The sequence below is a fragment of the Achromobacter ruhlandii genome (genome assembly GCF_002082135.1).
Classification (GTDB): domain Bacteria; phylum Pseudomonadota; class Gammaproteobacteria; order Burkholderiales; family Burkholderiaceae_B; genus Achromobacter; species Achromobacter ruhlandii.
Window position 1 is genome coordinate 2,482,809 of record NZ_CP017433.1, and the last position, 17,889, is coordinate 2,500,697.

A 17,889-nucleotide genomic window follows, 5' to 3' on the forward strand; every position below is an offset into this window, starting at 1 on the left:
TCCTTGTGGTCCGGTCTGTGGGGCCGGTCAGATGATCTTGCGGTCGCGGTAGTCCTGGATCTGCGCCGCGCTCAGTCCCAGTTCGGCCAGCACCTCGTCGGTGTGCTGGCCCAGCAGCGCCGGCGCGCGGTCCACCCGCAGCGCCGATTGGCCAAAGCGCAGCGGGTTCATCACCTGCGGCACCTCGCCGGCAGCGGGGTGGGGCAGGCGCCGCAGCATGCCGCGGTGCAGCACCTGCGGGTCCTCGAACACCTCGGGCACCGTGTTGATCGAGCCGGCCGGCACCCCGGCCCGCTTGAGCAGGTCCAGCCAGTGGGCGCGCGGCTCGCCGATGAAAATGGCGTCCAGCAGCGGATCGAGCGTGTCCAGGTTCTTCACGCGCTGGCTGTTGCTGACATAGCGCGGATCGCGCGCCAGGCCGGGCTGGCCCAGCGCCTCGCACAGGGTGGCGAACTGCGCGTCGTTGCCCACCACGATGACGATGTCGCCATCGGCGCAGGCAAAGGTGCGCTGCGGCTGGATATTCGGGTGCGCGGTGCCGGTGCGGCGCGGCACCCGTCCGCCCAGCAGGAAGTTCATGGCCTGGTTGGCCAGGAGGCCCACCTGCACGTCCAGCATGGCCACGTCGATGTACTCGCCCTGGCCGGTCTGCGCGCGCCGCAGCAGGGCGGCCACGATGCCCAGCGCCGCGTACACGCCGGTGGTCAGGTCGACGATCGGCACGCCCACCTTCTGCGGCCCGCCGCCCGGCCGGTCGTCGCGCTCGCCGGTCACGCTCATCAGCCCGCCCATGGCCTGGATCAGGAAGTCGTAGGCCGGCTCGGCCGCGCGCGGCCCGGTCTGGCCGAACCCCGTCACCGAGCAATACACCAGGCGTGGATTGATCGCCGACAGCGACGCATAGTCCAGCCCCAGCCGCGCCAGCGTGCCGACCTTGTAGTTCTCCAGCACCACGTCCGCGTCGCGGCACAGCTGCTTGACCAGCGCCTGGCCCTCGGCCGTCTGCAGGTCCAGCGTGATCGAGCGCTTGCCCCGGTTGGTGGCCACGAAATAGGCGCCGTCCGCCGTGTCCTGGCCCTGCTCGTCCTTCAGGAAAGGCGGCCCCCAGGACCGGGTGTCGTCGCCCTGGCCGGGCCGCTCGACCTTGATGACATCGGCGCCCAGGTCGGCCAGGATCTGGCTGGCCCAGGGGCCGGCCAGCACGCGGCTCAGGTCGAGCACTTTCAGGTTTGATAACAGCGGCTGCAACGCCTTCTCCTTGACTGCTGTGAAGTGCGGCCAGTCTAGGATTTCCGCGCCGCGGCAGGCTCCACCCGGATGGCAAAGCTGTTATGCGTGATGGGACGCCGTCCCCGGTACAATTTGGCCCATCATGCCCGGGTCGCAAGGGGCATTCCGGTAGTCCGTGCAGCGTAGACAAAGGTCCCCCGATGCGCCTGAGCCAGTGCCAGAATTTCCACGACTTTCGCCGCATGGCGCGTCAGCGGCTGCCCGGCCCGATCTTCAACTACATCGACGGCGCCGCCGACGATGAGACCACCTACCGCCGCAACACCGAGGCCTTCGAGGCCTGCGACCTGGTGCCCGACGTGCTGCGCGGCGTGGCGGATGTGGACATGTCCGTCACCGTCATGGGCCAGAAGCTGGCCATGCCGGTCTATTGCTCGCCCACCGCGCTGCAGCGCCTGTTCCACCATGACGGCGAACGCGCCGTGGCCGCCGCCGCCGGCAAGTTCGGCACCCTGTTCGGGGTGTCGTCGCTGGGCACCGTCAGCCTGGAAGAGGCGCGCCAGATCAGCGGCGGCCCGCAGGTCTACCAGTTCTACTTCCACAAGGACCGCGGCCTGAACCGCGACATGATGGCGCGCGCCAAGGCCGCCGGCGTGCAGGTCATGATGCTGACGGTCGACAGCATCACCGGCGGCAACCGCGAGCGAGACAAGCGCACCGGCTTCGCCATCCCGTTCCGCCTGAACCTGGCCGGCATCGCCCAGTTCGCCATCAAGCCGGCCTGGGCCATCAACTACGCCACCCACGAGCGCTTCCGCCTGCCGCAGCTCGACGGCCACGTCGACATGGGCGGCGGCGCCATGTCCATCAGCCGCTATTTCACCGAGATGCTCGATCCCGCCATGACCTGGGACGACGTCGCCGCCATGGTGCGCGAGTGGGGCGGCCAGTTCTGCCTGAAGGGCATCATGTCGGTCGAGGACGCCGAACGCGCCGTCGACATCGGCTGCACCGGCATCGTGCTGTCCAACCACGGCGGCCGCCAGCTCGACGGCTCGCGCAGCGCCTTCGACCAGCTCGCCGAGATCGTCGACGCCGTCGGCGACCGCATCGACGTGATGATGGACGGCGGCGTGCAGCGCGGCACGCACGTGCTCAAGGCGCTGGCGCTGGGCGCCAAGGCGGTGGGGCTGGGCCGCTACTACCTGTTCCCGCTGGCCGCCGCCGGGCGGCCCGGCGTGGAACGGGCGCTGGAGCAGATGCGCGTGGAGATCGAGCGCGCGATGAAGCTGATGGGCTGCCGGACGGTGGCGGAGCTGCAGCGCCGGCACCTGCGGTTCCGCTGAAGCGGCCGCTGGCGGCGGGTTTGATACAGTCGCGCAACTGCCCGATAAACAGAAACACCCTGCCGGTGGACCGCCGCCCGTCAGTTGGATAGCAATCCGGCTTGCGGGATGTCGGGGACCGCCCGGGCCCGGATCGTCGACGCTTTGGAGTTTTCATGCACATTCGTCCCCGTCTGACCGCTTCGATCGCCGCGCTGACGCTGGCGCTGCTGGCCGCGCCGCAGGTCATCGCCGCCCCTGTCCAAGCCGAAGCCCCCGCGGGCGCGACCGCGTGCGCCTTCAGCGCCTGGGCCAACTACGACAAGCCGTCGATCACCGTGCGCGACGCGCCGTCCGCCAGCGCCAAGGCCCTGGGCCAGATCCCCGCCAGGCCCGCCGCCGGCGAGCCGGAGTATTCCTACAGCGTCACCTTCGACGTGAAGGAAGCGAAGGACGGCTGGCTCAGGATCGCCAATGCCAGCGACGCTTACAACGATGACGAATATCCGGAGCGTGCGCCGCGCAAGCTCTACAAGGGCGAAGGCTGGATCCTCGCGGACGATGCGCGGGTCGGCATCCAATCCGCGCGCGGCTATGCCAAGCCCGACGCCGCCAGCCAGCGGCTGGTGGACCTGGGCAGCGACTGGCTGACCGAAATGGGCAAGATCCAGGGCATCCGCGCCTGCCACGAGGACTGGGTGCTGCTGGATTACCTGGTGGACCGCAAGCGCTCGCCGCAGGACGAGATCGTCGAGCGCGCCAAGGGCGAGCGACTGGCGGGGCGGGCGTGGTTCCGGGGACTGTGCGACGTGCAGGAGACGACCTGCGACATGAAGTCGGTGGATCGGTGAGGGCAGGGTTCATGCCGGTGATCCTGGCGCGGGCATCCATTGCGCAACCGGAATAGGGCGACCCGTGGCCGGCCCCAAGATGATTCAACAGTGCTTATTCATGACTTCAGTGGATGAGGCTGAATTCGCCGGCGCGCTCATGAAAGCCCGCCCCTCGATCCGCTTCATCAACATGCAGGAGCAGCCGGACGTCGAGCGGCCGGGATACAGGACTCGAATCGATGCGTGTGAAGGGGTTCATGTAACGATCGTGGATTCCTCCATCATCTCCGAAGCGGATTTTCACGATCGCTACGTGAAACGTCATCCCTCGGGAAAGGGCTGGATCTACGCGCTGGTTGGGTCAGGGCTGGTCAGCCTTTTGAGGTCAAGAGCGGCGGACTTTCTTCCGGATTCCCTTCTCAACGGCGAGCTGCGGGCGTCAATTCCGGCGGATGACGAGGATACCGAGGCATTCGTGGCGATCGTGCTGCGCGAGGCAAAGGCGCGCGCGGAGAAGTTGGTATCCATAGACGCGGCTACCGGTCAGCGTGGAACCAGGGTCGACCGGAAATTCATTGCATGGCCGGACGCGGCACGCAGATTCGATGGCGTGAACGGGGCATACCTGGCCAATGGCGCGCACGCATTATTTGTTCCGAAGGGTGTTGGGAAGTAGTTCCTGCCAAGCCAGGCCCGACGCGACCAGGACAGCGGCACCATAGCCCGGACGCGCGCGTGCCACGCGTCGAAATCTCCTACAAGGCCCGGCCAAATCGGGACAATCCCTATTGTGCATATCCGCAACACAAATGCACATGATAAGAGTTCGCATTACACTTCCTTGCCAATTATTCACCAACCCTGCAAGGAAGCGTCATGCAAGACCCGCGGCCCGCCAGCCTGATTTTCCCCATTCGTCCACGCCTCGCCCTGCGGCGCACCACCAGCCTGGTGCTGATGGCGCTGGCCAGCGGCACAGCGCTGGCGCAGGAGTCGGGCGTCGCCACCTTGCCCGCCGTGCAGGTCCAGGCCGACGGCGACCCCACCACCACCGAGGGCACGGGTTCCTACACCCCGCGCGCCACGGCCGCCAGCACCGGTCTGCCGCTGACGCTGCGCGAAACCCCGCAATCGGTCACCGTGGTCACGCGCCAGCGCATCGAAGACCAGGACATGCGCTCGCTGACCGACATCCTGGGCAACACGCCCGGCATCTCGGTGCAGAACTATGACAGCGAACGCTACACCTTCAGCTCGCGCGGCTTCGCCATTACCAATTACCTGTATGACGGCGTGCCCACCAGCTTCGAGACCGGCTATTCGGCGGGCGAATCATCCATCGACCCCATCATCTACGACCGCGTCGAAGTCGTGCGTGGCGCAACGGGCCTGCTGACCGGCACCGGCAACCCGTCCGCGTCCGTCAACCTGGTGCGCAAGCACGCCACCAGCCGCGAATTCACCGCCGACCTGAGCGTCAGCGCCGGCACCTGGGACACCTACCGTGCCACCGCCGACCTGTCCTCGCCGCTGAACGCCAGCGGCAGCGTGCGCGGCCGCATCGTCTCGGCCTACCAGGACAACCACTCGTACCTGGACGGCTACCAGAACCGCAAGAAGATCTTCTATGGCGTGGTGGACGCCGACCTGACCGCGCGCACCACCCTGAGCGTCGGCTTCAACCATCAGGACAACGACCCGCAACGCAGCAGTTGGGGCGGGTTCCCGCTGTGGTACGCCGACGGCGGTCGCACCGACTGGAAACGCTCGCTCAACACCGGCGCCGACTGGACCAAGTGGGCCAGCACCACCGAAGGCGCCTTTGCCAGCCTGGAGCACCGCTTCGACAACGGCTGGCGCGTGCAGGCCGTCGGTTCGCACTCCAAGCACGAAATGGACGGCAAGCTGCTCTACCTGACCGGCTGGCCCGACCGCGTCACCGGCCTGGGAATGGGTGCCTCGGCCCAGCGCTACTACGGCGACCGCAAGCAGAACAGCCTGGACCTCAAGGCTTCCGGCCCATTCTCATTGTTCGGCCGCCAGCACGAAGCGGTGGTCGGCGCCAGCTTCACCCGCCAATACGCCGATTTCCGCAACCGTGGCGCGGTCTCGCCGGCGCCCATCGGCAATTTCCTGGACTGGGACGGCTCGTATCCCGAACCGCAGTGGAGCGACACCTCCACCCTGGCCAGCCGCTACACCACCAAGCAGGCCGGTTGGTACGGCGCGCTGCGCTTCAGCCTGGCCGATCCGCTCAAGCTGATCGTCGGCGGCCGCTACAGCACGTGGAAGACGGATGCGGTAGGGTGGGGCGGCAGCAGCCGGCAGGCCTTCGACAAGGACGCATTCGTGCCGTACGCCGGCCTGCTGTACGACATCAACGAGAACTACACGGCGTACGTCAGCTACACAGGCATCTTCAACCCGCAGGACAAGCAGGACCGCAACGGCAACTGGCTCGATCCGCTGGAAGGCAAAGCCTACGAGGCCGGCATCAAGGGTGAATTCCTCGAAGGCCGCCTGAATGCCTCGGCGGCGGTATTCCAGATCAACCAGGACAATCTGGCGCAGGACGACGTCGGCTATCTGGTGCCCGGCACGCTCAACCAGGCCTCGCGCGCCGCCAATGGCACGCGCAGCCGGGGCTTCGATCTGGAAGTGTCGGGCGAAGTCTCGCCCGGCTGGAACGTGGCGGCGGGGTGGTCGCACTGGACCGCGCGCGACGGCGACGGCAGCCCCATCCAGACCGACCAGCCGCGCAGCCTGGTGCGCTTGTTCACCACCTACCGATTGCCGGGCGACTGGAACCGGTTGACGGTGGGCGGCGGCGTCAATTGGCAGAGCCACGTCTACACGATCGCCAACGGCCCCAATGGCGAAGAGCGCGTGGGGCAGGGTAGCTACGCGCTGGTCAACCTGATGGCGCGCTACCGGTTCGATAAGAGCCTGTCGGCGCAGTTGAATATCAACAACCTGATGGACCGCAAGTACTACTCGCAGATCGGGTTCTACAGCCAGGGCGCGTGGGCGGCGGGGCGCAGCGCGACGTTGACGATGCGGTATCAGTATTGAGGCCGATGCGCCCGACATGCGGGTCGAGGCCGTGCGCCCCTTTCTCGACGACCCGGGCCCGGGCGAGCGCGCACGGCCCGGGCCATAGCCGGGCGCGCCTGTTATCGCGGCGAGGCTTGGCGCGGGTAGGAGCCCAGCACCCGCATGCCCGGCTGCGCCGCCAGCACCGACGCCAACGGCTCCTGCCGGGCGTGGCCGGCCACCTCGATCACGTAGCGATGCGTGTCCAGCGTCTTCTTGCTGGGCCGTTCGTAGATCGTCAGCACCGGCACCTTGGCGGTGATCAGTGCCGCCAGCGCGCCATTGAGCGTGTCGTCGGACGCATCGACCAGCAGCGAGGTCTTGTCGCGCCCCGTCGGCGCCGGCATCGCGCGGCCCAGCACCCACCAGCGGGTCACGTTGTGCGGCCCTTGCTCGATGCCGTCCACCAGCGACACCAGCGAATAGACCGACGCGCCGACCTTGGGGCCGAACGACGCCTTGTCATGGCCCGGGCTGTCGGCCACCGTCTTGGCGGCGGCGCCGCCGCTGGCGGCCTCGGTGCGCTTGACCTTGGGCATCTCGCGGTCGACCCACGGCTTGACCTCCTCGAACGCCACCGGGTGCGCCAGCACCTCCGTGACGTCCGCCAGTTTGGTGCCCGGCTTGGCCAGCAGGCTGTAACCCAGCATCTTCGGATATTCGGCCACGATCATCACGTCCGGCAGGTCCAGCACGGCGTCCAGGTACGGCGTCACGCCCACCACCGACGTGGTCACGGGCACGCAGGCGCGTTCGATCTTGCCGGATTGGTAGCCCTTGAACAGGTCGTCGCGCGTCAGCGGCACCAGGTCAGCGGGGCCGAACAGATCCAGGCAGGCCTGGTGCGTCCACGAACCCGCCGGCCCCAGGTAGCCGATCTGGCCGGCCACGCTGGCGGCCAGCGGCAGTGCGAACATCGAGCAGCCGACGAGCGTCGACAGAATGGTCTTCTTCATGCTTTCCCCTTGTAGAGCGCGGGTCAGCCGCCCGCGTTGGCATACTCTACAACGGCAATGTCGCGAAAGGCGCGGATCAGCGCCAGCCGTGGCGACCCACGCGACCAGATCAGGCCGAAGCGGCGCGGCTCGCAGGGCTCGGGCAGCGGCAGGGCGAGCAGGCCGAGCCGTTCGATCGCGCCGTTGGTGGAACGCGGCAGGATCGCCACCCCCAGGTCGCGGCTGACCATCACCGCGATCGATTCGATGGCGTTCAGCTCGAAGCGCTCGCGCGGCGTGATGCCGACGCGCCGCAGGTAATCGTCGATGTGCTGGCCGCCCCAGTCGCTGCGCTGGTAGCGGATGAAGGGTTCGGCCGTCAGCAGGCTGTGCGGGTGCCGACCGGCATGGCGCGGTGCCGCCGCCAGCACGTAGGGTTCTTCGCGCAGCAACTGCCAGCCCAGGCTCTTGGACAGCGGGTAGGGCGCTTGCAGCGCGATGGCGGCGTCCAGTTCGCCGCTTTCGATGGCGGGGTAGAAGCGCGCCGAATGGCCCGGCTGGATCTCGACGTTGATGAGCGGATGGCGCCGCACCAGGTGTTCCAGGATGGCCGGCACCATCGAATTGAGCGCCGTATTGCCGGCCCCGAGTCGCAGCTCGCCCATCATTTCGTCGGAACGGGCCAGGTAGCGGATCTTCTCGATCCGTTCCAGCACCTCGCGCATCGGCCCGATCAGTTCGGTGGCCTTGGCGGTCAGGTGCACGGTGCGGCCGGCGCGCGCCACGAGCGCCACGCCCAGCTCCTGTTCCAGCTTGCGGATCTGCTGCGCCACCGCGCCGTGGGTCAGCCCCAGGCGCCGGGCGGCCTCGGCCATGGAGCCATGGCGCGCCACGGCGGCCAGCGTGTGCAGGAAGTCGGTGTTCATGATGATAGATATTCTATCGTCTTATCGTAATTTGGCTGTCCCCGATCACGCGTCTCCAGCGCCACAATGCGGCCAGGAGACATCAATGAGAAGCAAGCTTTTCGTTCCCGCCTCGCGTCCGGAACTGTTCGACAAGGCCATGGCCAGCGCGGCCGATGCGCTGTCCTTCGACCTGGAGGACGCGGTCGCGCCGACCCGCAAGCAGGAGGCCCGCGCCGCCTTGGCGGCCTGGCTGGCCGCACCCGCGTTCGCCGCCGACCATGAGCAACATCCCAAGAAAATTATCGTCCGCGTCAACGCCGTCGACACGCCCGACTTTGCCGCCGACCTGGCCGCGCTGCGCGGCCTGCCCATCGACGTGCTGAACTTGCCCAAGGTCGAAAGCGTCGCCGCGCTGCGCGCCGCGATCGACGAGGCCATGGACGTCGGCTTCGCCGGTGAATTCCTGGTCACCGTCGAAACCCCGCGCGCGCTGGCCGACGCCGCGCAACTGGCGGCGGCCCATCCGCGCGTCGCCGGCCTGCAACTGGGCCTGGCCGACCTGTTCGAGCCGCTCGGCATCGAGCGTTACCAGCCCGACACGCTGCGCGCGGTGATGCTGTCCCTGCGCCTGGCCGCCGGCTGTGCCGGCAAGTACGTCATGGACGCGGCCTATGCCCGCGTGCGCGATGCCGAGGGCTTTCGGGCCGAGGCGCAACTGGCGCGCTCGCTCGGGTTCCTGGGCAAGTCGTGCGTGCATCCCAGCCAGATCGCCATCGCCAACGAAGTGTTCGGCTTCAGCGCGGACGAGATCGCCCAGGCCGAGCGCATCGTGTCCGCCAGCCGCGAGCATGACGGCGTCGGCGCCTTCGTGCTCGACGGCAAGATGATCGACGCCCCCTTCGTGCGGCGCGCCCAGGACATGCTGCTGGCCGCCGGCCGCGCCGCCTGACGCGGCCGCGCTACCGATTTTGAGTGAATCCGCAATGCAACAAGCATCCCCCGCCGACCTGCCGCTGGCCGGCATCAAGGTCCTGGACCTGAGCGCCTACATCGCCGGCCCCTATGGCTGCGCCCTCTTGGGCGACATGGGCGCCGACGTCATCAAGGTCGAGCCGCCCGAAGGCGACAACCTGCGCAAGTACCCGTCGACGCTGGCCAGCGAAAGCCGCGCCTTCCTGGGCATCAACCGCAACAAGCGCGGCCTGTGCCTGAACCTGAAGGAAGCCGCCGGCCACGAGATCCTGTTGCGGCTGGTGCGCGAGGCCGACGTGCTGGTCCACAACTTCCGGCCGGGCGTGCCCGAGCGCCTGCGTATCGACTTCGCCACGCTGTCGGCGGTCAACCCGCGCCTGGTCTATTGCGCCATGACCGGTTATGGCGCGGTCGGCCCGATGGCGCGCCACGCCGGCTACGACCAGGTGCTGCAATCGATGACCGGCATGTGCGCCGCCCAGGCCAAGGCCGACGGTCCGCCCGAAGTGCTGTACGGCTCGGTGGTCGACTACTACGGCGCCGCGCTGATTTCCAACAGCGTGACGGCGGCCCTCTACCGCCGCGAGAAGACCGGCCGTGGCCAGGCGATCGAGGTCTCGCTGCTGGGCAGCGCGCTGGCGATGCAGTCGGCCCGCCTGGTCTGGGCCGATGGCGAACCGCGCCATATCGAGCGCGACATGCGCTCGGGCGGCATCACCGGCATCCATCCCACCCGCGACGGCTACCTGTACCTGTCGGCCAACACGCCGCACTTCTGGCGCGCGCTGTGCGGCCACCTGGACCTGCCGGAGCTGGCCGAACACCCTGACTACGACTCCGTCAAGAAACGCGCCGCCCAGGCCGCCGTGCTGGTGCCCCTGGTGCGCCAGGCGCTGGCGCGCGCCTCGGCCCGCGAATGGGCCGAGCGCTTCGGCCAGAGCGTGCCTTGCGCCGAAGTGCGCCCGGTCGAGGACATGTTCGATCATCCCCAGGTCGAGGCCATGGGACTCATGCGGCCGTACCACAACCCGCAGGCCGGCGACTACCTGGGCCTGGCGCAATGGGCCCACTTCGGCGGCGCCGCGCCAGCGCCTGTCGATGAGTCGGGGGAGGGGCGCGGCGAATCTGGAGCAGGGCGCGGTGAGTCCGAGGCAGCGCGCGGCGAGTCCCGGGCAGGGCGCGGCGCGCCCGGTCTGGGCGAACACAGCGAAAAAATTCTGTCCGCCCTGGGATACACCGCGTCCGAAATCGCCCATTTACGGCAATCCTCGGTGGTGCAATAGCCGCCACAACGATCATAAGACTCGTCCGAGACAGAACGAGGAGACAAAAAAATGCGTCCACGCTACCAGCAGCGTCCCGACGGCTCCAACTGGGGCGACTTCGGCGACGACGACCAGCTCGGCACCCTGAACCACCTGGACCGCCAGGCGCGCCTGGCCGCCGTCGCGGAAATCCGCGAAGGCCTGTCGTTTTCCCTGAGCCTGCCGCTGACGGTGCCGCGCGCGCCCGTGCTCAACCCACGGCGCAAGGGCCCGGTGATCCAGCCCGCCGAAAAGAACGGCGTGCCGGTCTACCGCTATCCGCTGGCGCGCGACGTGCCGGGCGCCACCGACGTCGTCAGCGACGACCGCGTCACGCTGTCGCCGCAGTACTCCACCCAATGGGACGCCCTGGGTCACGTCGGCGCGATGTACGACGCCCACGGCACAGGCCAGCCGCAGCCGACCGGCTACAACGGTTTTACAGTCAGCGAACCGCGCGTCGACGGCTTCACCGGCACCCAGGACCTGTCCATCGCGCCCATGGCGCGGCACGGCATCCAGGGGCGCGGCGTCATGGTCGACCTGCGCGCCCGCTTCGGCGACGCGCATCGCAAGGTCTCGTACCAGGACCTGATGGACGTGATGCACGCCGACGGCGTGCAGGTGCGCCCCGGCGACATCCTGTGCCTGCATACCGGCCTGGCCGACCTCGCGCTCACGCTGGGCGATGACGAGCAGGACCGGCTCAAGACCAGTTGCTGCGTGCTGGACGGCGCCGACGCGCAATTGCTGGCCTGGATCAGGGACAGCCGCATCGCCGCGATCGCCGCCGACAACCACGCGGTGGAATTGCGCAATCATCATCTGGAGAGCGGCAGCGGGCCGCTCCTGCCGCTGCACGAACAATGCCTGTTCAAGCTGGGTTTGCCGCTGGGCGAACTCTGGCACCTGACCCCGCTGGCGCACTGGTTGCGCCAGCACGACCGCCACGCCTTCTTCCTGACCGCCGCACCGATGTACGTGCCCGGCCTGGTGGGCGCGCCGGTCAACCCCATCGCGACCGTCTGACCTCGGACGGACCGCGCCACGATCCTTGATCGATTCAACATCCCCCGCAGGGGAGACGTGAGGAGCACACATGAAGAAAACCCGTCACGCGGCCCTGGCCGCACTGCGCCCCGTGGCCGCCGCATTGGCACTGGCCTCCACGCTGGGCGCGGCCCAGGCCGCCGGCTACCCCGACCAGCCCATCACCGTGGTGGTGCCGTACTCGGCCGGCGGCGGCGCCGACAACGCCGCCCGCATCATCGCGCAAGGCATGGGTGAAGTCGCCGGCCAGAGCGTCGTCATCGAAAACAAGGGCGGCGCCAGCGGCTCCATCGGCGCCGCCTACGTGGCCCGCGCCAAACCGGACGGCTACACCGTGCTGTACGACGCCTCCGCGTTCTCCATCAACCCCGTGCTGCGCAAGCTGCCCTACGACGCCAAGAAGGACTTCATTCCCGTCTCGCAGGCCGTCAGCGTGCCCAACATCCTGGTCGCCGCCACCGGTTCGGCCTTCAACAGCCTGCCCGACTTCGTCAAGGCCGCGCGCGCCAACCCCGGCCGCTACACCTACGCCTCGTACGGTCCGGGCAGCCTGGCGCAGATGGCCGCCGAACTGCTCAAGAAGGACGCCAAGATCGACATTGTGCACGTGCCGTACAAGGGCGGCGCGCCCGCCATCGTCGACGTCATGGGCGGGCAGGTCGACGTGTACTTCGCCAACGCCGCGTCCAGCCTGAACTACGTCAGCACCGGCAAGCTCAAGGCGCTGGCCGTCTCGTCGGCCGCGCGCATGCCCGACCTGCCCAACGTGCCCACCGTCAGCGAAGGCGGCGTCAAGGCCTTCGACGTCGTCGAATGGAATGGCTTCTTCCTGCCGGCCGGCGCCGATCCGCAGGTCGTCGCCAAGCTGCAGGAGCTGGTGCAGAAGGCGCTGGCCCGCCCCGAAACCCGCGACAAGCTTGCCAAGCTCGGCCTGACCCCGGTCGGCAGCAGCGCCGCGGACTTCTCCAAGTTCGTCGACGCCGAACAGGTCCGCTGGGCCGAGGTCGTGAAAACCAATAACATCACCGTGAACTGATCGGCCGGGGCGGGGCAGCGCCGTTGCCCGCCCCGCCGACGCAAGCACCCAAGGGGAGATGCCGCAATGAGCCGGGAAGACGATTTCGAGCGCGGCCTGGCCAACCGCCGCGCCGTGCTGGGAGAAGAATGGGTGCAGCGCTCGCTGGACCGCGCCACCACCTTCACCGCCGACTACCAGAACCTGATCACCCGCTACGCCTGGCACGACATCTGGAGCCGGCCGGGCCTGCCGCACAAGGCGCGGCGCATGATGGTGCTGGCGGTGACCTTGTCGCTGGGCCGCTGGGAGGAATTCGAGCTGCACGTGCGCGCCGCGCTGACGGCGAAGGACGAGTCGCGGCTGAGTCCGGATGAACTGAAGGAGGTGTTGCTGCAGAACGCGATCTACGCGGGCGTGCCGGCGGCCAATACCGCGTTCAACCTGGCGCAGGGGATTCTGCGCGAGGTGGCGGGGGAAATTGGGTATGTGTTGGAGCCGGCGGAGGTGCGGGGGGCGGATTTGTTTGGCGGGGGAAATTGAGGTTTTAGGCGCGAATGGCGAACAGATACCGTTATCTGCCTGATAATGGGAATTCCATAGCGCTTAGATGTTGGCAGTGTAAGATTGCTCGCTTTCCTAATAATGCAAGCTTATGCAGCTCCCTACGCTTACGGAAGAACAAGTCGGCAAGTTCCGATGGATATGCGAACGCTTTGGGCACGATATCCGACTGCCGCCAGCGGATCATTGGAAAACGATGTCCGATACCGATATTTGGATCCGCGTCGTAAGCCAGGTTGTCGTGGTGGGAAAATCCGATCCCGCCAAGCGGCTTTCCGAGGCCGCCATCCGGGAAAAATTGAACTACGAACGTCTATGTGCCATGCCCGAAGCCCAGGTGGCAATGGTGCTTGGCGAAGTGTTGCGTGAAATAGGTGCGCGCTATGTGTCCGACGTTAATCCGGAGCTTTCGCCAAAGGTCCTTGCCCTGATAAAGAACTTCGCCTTTCTGAAGGCGTACAAGGGCGGGCCGAGCGGTTTCATACGCTACGTGGTGGCGCTGAAAACGTCAGAGGAACGCTGGCAATATGTTGCGAAGTCTCTGGCCTATGTCAAGAACAAGGGAGCGCGTGACTTTCTTACATCCGGCTTTGGTCTGGCCACTGATCGCATTGCATTGGATAGCCGGGTCATGGGAGTGGTGAACAGAATCGTTCCTGAACTTCCAACAAAGGTACCTGCAACCTCATATGCCGCCGTCGAGACTCTTCTCGCGCAGGATGTATGCAAACCGCTTGGCATCACGCCTGCATTTTTGGATCAACTCCTGTTCAAAAATTATGGCTCGATTCTTGAAGGGCTTGGGTCGTCGATGGGTGACGCAGATCTGACTCGCGTGAGTACCGAATCCCTACTGCTGCAGTATCGTCAAATACAGCATGAATTGAAACGACGGGAAGTCCTGTACGAATAGCGAGAGAGTTAGGGTGCGTCAATCGAGGGTATCGCACCCGCAATCGAGCCGGGCAATATCAAATTCGACGTGTCCGGTCTCGGGTGTTTCTCCGAATTCGATCAAGAATCCCATCGTTTCAACCAAGCCTTCAGACGCCTTGGCTACGCGCCCGCGGCCTCGATAGGCATAATGTCCGGTACGCTCCAGTTGTTCCGCCGACGCGGCGTCTTTCTCACCCTGAGGCCAGTCAACTCCGTAGGCGCCGCCGACTTCACCATCCATTGCAGACAGGCGATTCATGACGACGTCACCGGCCTTGACGGAGCAGGGCCAGCAGAAAACGGTGACTTCCCCTTGGTCGCTGCGAAGCGTGACCGAGGCAGCATCGTCGTCTGGTGCGTATCTTTCTACTGATACAACGGTGAGTGGTTTCATATCTCGACTGCTCGCCTCTGTTTCCAATGCAGGATCATAAATCGCTGTTTATGTCGTTCCCGGTTCGGCACGAAACACTCCTCGTGGTCGAGGGAAGAATGGGGGAAGCCGGTTGCCCACGTTATGCCCCTTGATTTCCCGTGTTACGCCGATGAGAACTCGCCGGTAACTATAATCCCCCCTCGATCCCCGCTTTGACGGCGTTTCCCGCCGTGTCTCATGTCCGCCACGCCCCTTCGCGTGCTGTCCGTCATCCCGCCGATGACGCAGCTCAATACGCCATACCCGTCCACCGCCTACCTGACCGGCTTCCTGCGCTCCCGCGGCGTCACGGCCACGCAGGAAGACCTGGCGTTGGCGCTGGTCTTGCGCCTGCTGTCGCCCGACGGCCTGCGCGCCGTGGCGGCCAAGGTGGACGCGTTGCCGCTGGACAAGCACACCCCCGCGATCCAGGCCTTCGTCGCCATGCAGCCGCGCTACCTGGCCACCATCGCCCCGGTGATCGCCTTCCTGCAGGGACGCGACTCGACTTTGGCGCACCGCATCGTCGGCCGCCACTTCCTGCCCGAGGGCCCGCGCTTTGCTTCGCTGGACGTGTACGTCGACGACGAGGGCGGCGACCCGCTGGGCTGGGCCTTCGGCGCCCTGGGCCTGCAGGATCGCGCCAAGCACCTGGCCACGCTGTACCTGAACGACCTGGCCGACGTGCTGCGCGACGCCATCGATCCGCGTTTTGAATTCGTGCGCTACGCCGAGTCGCTGGCCGGCAGCCAGCCGACCTTCGACCCGCTGGCCGAAGCGCTGGCCGCGCCGCTGAACCTGGTCGACGACACCCTGCGCGACCTGACCCTGGAGGCCCTGGCGCGCCACCAGCCCACCATGGTTCTGCTGTCGGTGCCGTTCCCCGGCGCCGTCTACGCCGCCTTCCGCATCGCCCAGGCCATCAAGGCGCAAGACCCCAGGATCATCACCGTGCTGGGCGGCGGCTTTGTCAACACCGAGCTGCGCGAACTGAAAGACCCGCGCGTTTTCGACTATTTCGACTTCGTCAGCCTCGACGCCGGCGAGCGCCCCTTGCTGGCGCTGATGGAGCACGTCGAAGGCAAGCGCTCGCGCCAGCGCCTGGTGCGCACCTTCCTGCGCGACGCCGACAGCGGCGCGGTGCGCTACGTCAACCTGGTCGAGCCCGACGTCGCCTTCGCCGAGGTCGGCACGCCCACCTGGGACGGCCTGCCGCTGGACCGCTACCTGTCGCTGCTGGACATGCTCAACCCCATGCACCGCCTGTGGAGCGACGGCCGCTGGAACAAGCTGACCGTGGCCCACGGCTGCTACTGGAAGAAGTGCAGCTTCTGTGATGTGAGCCTCGACTATATCGGCCGCTACGAAGGCGCCTCGGCAACGGTGCTGGCCGACCGCATCGAGGCCATCGTGCAGGAAACCGGCCAGACGGGATTTCACTTCGTCGACGAGGCCGCGCCGCCCAAGTCCCTCAAGGCCCTGGCCACCGAACTGATCGCGCGCAACGCCGGCATCTCGTGGTGGGGCAACATTCGCTTCGAGAAGACCTTCACTCCCGAGCTGTGCGAACTGCTGGCCGACAGCGGCTGCATCGCCGTCTCCGGCGGCCTGGAGGTCGCCTCGGACCGCCTGCTGAACCTGATGAAGAAAGGCGTGTCGGTCGACCAGGTGGCGCGCGTCACCCGCGCCTTCACCGACGCCGGCATCCTGGTGCACGCCTACCTGATGTACGGCTTTCCCACGCAGACCGTGCAGGACACGGTCGACGCGCTGGAGTACGTGCGCCAGCTATTCGAGAACGGCTGTATCCAGAGCGGGTTCTTCCACCGCTTCGCCTGTACGGTGCATTCCCCGGTGGGGCTGAACCCCGAGGAATACGGCGTGACGCTGCGGCCGCTGCCGGAGGTGACGTTCGCCAAGAACGACATCGGCTTCGACGACCCGACCGGGGTGGATCACGACGCGCTGGGGCGGGCGTTGAAGAAGGCGATCTATAACTACATGCACGGGATCGGGCTGGACGAGGACGTGCGAAGCTGGTTTCCGTTCAAGGTGCCGAAGACGACGGTGGGGCGGCATCGGATTGCGAAGGCGTTGAGCCAGCCGGGGTAAGCGACAGGCCACGCTTGTATTCCCCCGGCCCCACGCCAAACTCCTTCCGGAACGCCGCCGCGAAGTGGCTGGGATTCGAATACCCCAGGTCGAACGCCACCTCCATCACCGTCACCTTGCCCGCCCGCAGCCGCTGCTGCGCCTCGCGCATCCGCGTCTGCTGGAACAAGCCATAGACGCTGTGCCCGAACAACTCGCGGAACCCGCGCTTGATGCGCATGGCGCTCAAGCCCGTCTCCGCGGCCATCTGCGCCAGCGTGGGCGGGTGGGCGAGGTCGGCCAGCAGATAGTCGCGCGCCGCCATCAGGCGTTGCCGTTGCGGCGCGGCGGCATTGGCGCGGCGCAGGTCCGCGTGGCCGGCTTCTAGAAACAGCCCCGTCAGCATCATGGCCTGCGCTTCGCGGATCAGCCGCGCGCCGGGCGTGTCGCAGACGGGCGTGCGCAGGTGCTTCAACTCGCGGCTGATGGCGAGCGCGGCTCGATGCAGCTTTTCGCCGCGGTAGCCAGTGCGAAAGCAACTGCCGGAGTCCAGTGAGCGCCGCAGCGCCGCGTCCTCTTCGTCCTCGATCCACGTGCGCAGCACGTCCGGCCGCAGCGCAACGGTCAGGCTCTCGCACACCCCATGTTGGGCAAAGTGTCCACGGCGATCTGGCGTGTAGTACAAGCAGCCCGACGTTTCCCTGATGGCCTCGCCCTGTCCGGCGACGCCGCCTTCCAGCCAGCAATCGGTCTCGCCGCGCAATTGGTACGACAGCAATACGCGGTCGCCGTCGTCACGCGTGTGCACGGTGAACGGCTGCTCGAATGCGCTTTGCCAATGGCATAGCTCGATGCCTTCCGCCACTTGCACGTAGACCAACCGGTGCCGTTGTCCCGGCAGGAAGTGCGCCAGGAAGTCCGTGTCGAACATCGAGGACGTGGGCAAGTCGGGCGGGGTGGAAGGGGCGACGTGGCGCGGCATGTCGGGGTGGGTCTTCATAAAGCGGTGCCGGGGAACCGTTTCGGGGGTGACGACCCGATCCGGGTAGTTAAAGGAATGAGACGCAATATTAAATGGAGCGGCTTCCAAGCAATGCCCATACATCGCGCCCGGCGACACGCGCCGGGTCTCGGGATGCATGCCATCAAACAAACGGACCACGCTCATGATCTTCCAATCCCGCGCCAGATGCGCATCGCCCCGGGTTCTTACCGTCG

The 17,889-nt window shown here is 66.8% G+C and carries 16 protein-coding genes; 11 read left to right on the forward strand and 5 right to left on the reverse strand.

From position 1 onward, the window contains the following. Positions 1 to 27 precede the first annotated feature (27 nt). A complete protein-coding gene (locus AruCF_RS11210) occupies positions 28 to 1,248 on the reverse strand; it encodes a CaiB/BaiF CoA transferase family protein (protein WP_049073302.1) in 1,221 nt (406 codons plus the stop codon). Positions 1,249 to 1,430: 182 nt separating this feature from the next. Here AruCF_RS11210 and AruCF_RS11215 point away from each other — a divergent pair, with 182 nt between their 5' ends. From AruCF_RS11215 to fhuE, 4 genes are all read left to right on the forward strand, one after another. Continuing rightward, a complete protein-coding gene (locus AruCF_RS11215; protein ID WP_049073303.1) occupies positions 1,431 to 2,576 on the forward strand; it encodes an alpha-hydroxy acid oxidase in 1,146 nt (381 codons plus the stop codon). 155 nt (positions 2,577 to 2,731) lie between these two features. Next, positions 2,732 to 3,406 (forward strand): hypothetical protein, encoded by a 675-nt coding sequence (locus AruCF_RS11220; protein WP_049073304.1) that lies wholly within the window; start codon positions 2,732 to 2,734, stop codon positions 3,404 to 3,406. A 100-nt stretch (positions 3,407 to 3,506) separates the two neighbouring features. Further along, positions 3,507 to 4,064, forward strand: coding sequence for a DUF8467 domain-containing protein (locus AruCF_RS11225; RefSeq protein ID WP_235432772.1), 558 nt, complete (start codon positions 3,507 to 3,509; stop codon positions 4,062 to 4,064). 200 nt (positions 4,065 to 4,264) lie between these two features. Next, positions 4,265 to 6,460, forward strand: coding sequence for a ferric-rhodotorulic acid/ferric-coprogen receptor FhuE (gene fhuE / locus AruCF_RS11230; protein ID WP_049073306.1), 2,196 nt, complete (start codon positions 4,265 to 4,267; stop codon positions 6,458 to 6,460). A gap of 101 nt (positions 6,461 to 6,561) precedes the next feature. Here fhuE and AruCF_RS11235 read toward each other — a convergent pair whose 3' ends face one another. Together AruCF_RS11235 and AruCF_RS11240 are read right to left on the reverse strand one after the other, a co-directional pair. Continuing rightward, a complete protein-coding gene (locus AruCF_RS11235) occupies positions 6,562 to 7,437 on the reverse strand; it encodes a prephenate dehydratase (protein ID WP_049073307.1) in 876 nt (291 codons plus the stop codon). A gap of 23 nt (positions 7,438 to 7,460) precedes the next feature. Next, on the reverse strand, positions 7,461 to 8,342 hold the full coding sequence (locus AruCF_RS11240) for a LysR family transcriptional regulator (protein ID WP_049073308.1): 882 nt from the start codon (positions 8,340 to 8,342) through the stop codon (positions 7,461 to 7,463). A gap of 85 nt (positions 8,343 to 8,427) precedes the next feature. Between AruCF_RS11240 and AruCF_RS11245 the strand changes: the two genes are divergently transcribed. From AruCF_RS11245 to AruCF_RS29115, 6 genes are all read left to right on the forward strand, one after another. Continuing rightward, complete coding sequence (locus AruCF_RS11245; RefSeq protein WP_049073309.1) at positions 8,428 to 9,273, forward strand: HpcH/HpaI aldolase/citrate lyase family protein; 846 nt, start codon at positions 8,428 to 8,430, stop codon at positions 9,271 to 9,273. Positions 9,274 to 9,307: 34 nt separating this feature from the next. Continuing rightward, positions 9,308 to 10,579, forward strand: coding sequence for a CaiB/BaiF CoA transferase family protein (locus tag AruCF_RS11250; RefSeq protein WP_049073310.1), 1,272 nt, complete (start codon positions 9,308 to 9,310; stop codon positions 10,577 to 10,579). 51 nt (positions 10,580 to 10,630) lie between these two features. Next, the gene (locus tag AruCF_RS11255) at positions 10,631 to 11,629 is read left to right on the forward strand and encodes a cyclase family protein (protein ID WP_049073311.1); all 999 of its coding nucleotides are present in this window, start codon (positions 10,631 to 10,633) and stop codon (positions 11,627 to 11,629) included. Between the two features lie 70 nt (positions 11,630 to 11,699). Next, positions 11,700 to 12,686, forward strand: a complete 987-nt coding sequence (locus AruCF_RS11260; RefSeq protein ID WP_049073312.1) for a tripartite tricarboxylate transporter substrate binding protein — start codon at positions 11,700 to 11,702, stop codon at positions 12,684 to 12,686. A gap of 66 nt (positions 12,687 to 12,752) precedes the next feature. After that, the gene (locus AruCF_RS11265; RefSeq protein ID WP_049073313.1) at positions 12,753 to 13,208 is read left to right on the forward strand and encodes a carboxymuconolactone decarboxylase family protein; all 456 of its coding nucleotides are present in this window, start codon (positions 12,753 to 12,755) and stop codon (positions 13,206 to 13,208) included. 217 nt (positions 13,209 to 13,425) lie between these two features. After that, the gene (locus AruCF_RS29115; protein WP_144419121.1) at positions 13,426 to 14,142 is read left to right on the forward strand and encodes a hypothetical protein; all 717 of its coding nucleotides are present in this window, start codon (positions 13,426 to 13,428) and stop codon (positions 14,140 to 14,142) included. Between the two features lie 18 nt (positions 14,143 to 14,160). Here AruCF_RS29115 and AruCF_RS29120 read toward each other — a convergent pair whose 3' ends face one another. Then, positions 14,161 to 14,559 carry a hypothetical protein gene (locus tag AruCF_RS29120; RefSeq protein WP_144419122.1) on the reverse strand — a complete coding sequence of 133 codons (399 nt, stop codon included), beginning with the start codon at positions 14,557 to 14,559 and terminating at the stop codon, positions 14,161 to 14,163. 219 nt (positions 14,560 to 14,778) lie between these two features. On the opposite strand from AruCF_RS29120, the gene AruCF_RS11270 reads away from it, so the two are divergent. Continuing rightward, positions 14,779 to 16,692, forward strand: coding sequence for a B12-binding domain-containing radical SAM protein (locus tag AruCF_RS11270; RefSeq protein ID WP_049073314.1), 1,914 nt, complete (start codon positions 14,779 to 14,781; stop codon positions 16,690 to 16,692). On the opposite strand, the gene AruCF_RS11275 is transcribed toward AruCF_RS11270, so the two are convergent. Next, complete coding sequence (locus AruCF_RS11275) at positions 16,628 to 17,839, reverse strand: helix-turn-helix transcriptional regulator (RefSeq protein WP_080977568.1); 1,212 nt, start codon at positions 17,837 to 17,839, stop codon at positions 16,628 to 16,630. The two genes, AruCF_RS11270 and AruCF_RS11275, sit on opposite strands and share 65 nt — an antisense overlap. Positions 17,840 to 17,889 lie beyond the last annotated feature (50 nt).

Coding starts and splice junctions, on each gene's coding strand:
- AruCF_RS11260 (WP_049073312.1), top strand. CDS start 11,700: ATGAAGAAAACCCGTCACGCGGCCCTGGCCGCACTGCGCCCCGTGGCC.
- AruCF_RS29120 (WP_144419122.1), bottom strand. CDS start 14,559: ATGAAACCACTCACCGTTGTATCAGTAGAAAGATACGCACCAGACGAC.
- AruCF_RS11275 (WP_080977568.1), bottom strand. CDS start 17,839: ATGAGCGTGGTCCGTTTGTTTGATGGCATGCATCCCGAGACCCGGCGC.
- fhuE (WP_049073306.1), top strand. CDS start 4,265: ATGCAAGACCCGCGGCCCGCCAGCCTGATTTTCCCCATTCGTCCACGC.
- AruCF_RS11225 (WP_235432772.1), top strand. CDS start 3,507: ATGACTTCAGTGGATGAGGCTGAATTCGCCGGCGCGCTCATGAAAGCC.
- AruCF_RS11255 (WP_049073311.1), top strand. CDS start 10,631: ATGCGTCCACGCTACCAGCAGCGTCCCGACGGCTCCAACTGGGGCGAC.
- AruCF_RS11215 (WP_049073303.1), top strand. CDS start 1,431: ATGCGCCTGAGCCAGTGCCAGAATTTCCACGACTTTCGCCGCATGGCG.
- AruCF_RS11250 (WP_049073310.1), top strand. CDS start 9,308: ATGCAACAAGCATCCCCCGCCGACCTGCCGCTGGCCGGCATCAAGGTC.
- AruCF_RS11240 (WP_049073308.1), bottom strand. CDS start 8,342: ATGAACACCGACTTCCTGCACACGCTGGCCGCCGTGGCGCGCCATGGC.
- AruCF_RS29115 (WP_144419121.1), top strand. CDS start 13,426: ATGTCCGATACCGATATTTGGATCCGCGTCGTAAGCCAGGTTGTCGTG.
- AruCF_RS11235 (WP_049073307.1), bottom strand. CDS start 7,437: ATGAAGAAGACCATTCTGTCGACGCTCGTCGGCTGCTCGATGTTCGCA.
- AruCF_RS11220 (WP_049073304.1), top strand. CDS start 2,732: ATGCACATTCGTCCCCGTCTGACCGCTTCGATCGCCGCGCTGACGCTG.
- AruCF_RS11265 (WP_049073313.1), top strand. CDS start 12,753: ATGAGCCGGGAAGACGATTTCGAGCGCGGCCTGGCCAACCGCCGCGCC.
- AruCF_RS11270 (WP_049073314.1), top strand. CDS start 14,779: ATGTCCGCCACGCCCCTTCGCGTGCTGTCCGTCATCCCGCCGATGACG.
- AruCF_RS11245 (WP_049073309.1), top strand. CDS start 8,428: ATGAGAAGCAAGCTTTTCGTTCCCGCCTCGCGTCCGGAACTGTTCGAC.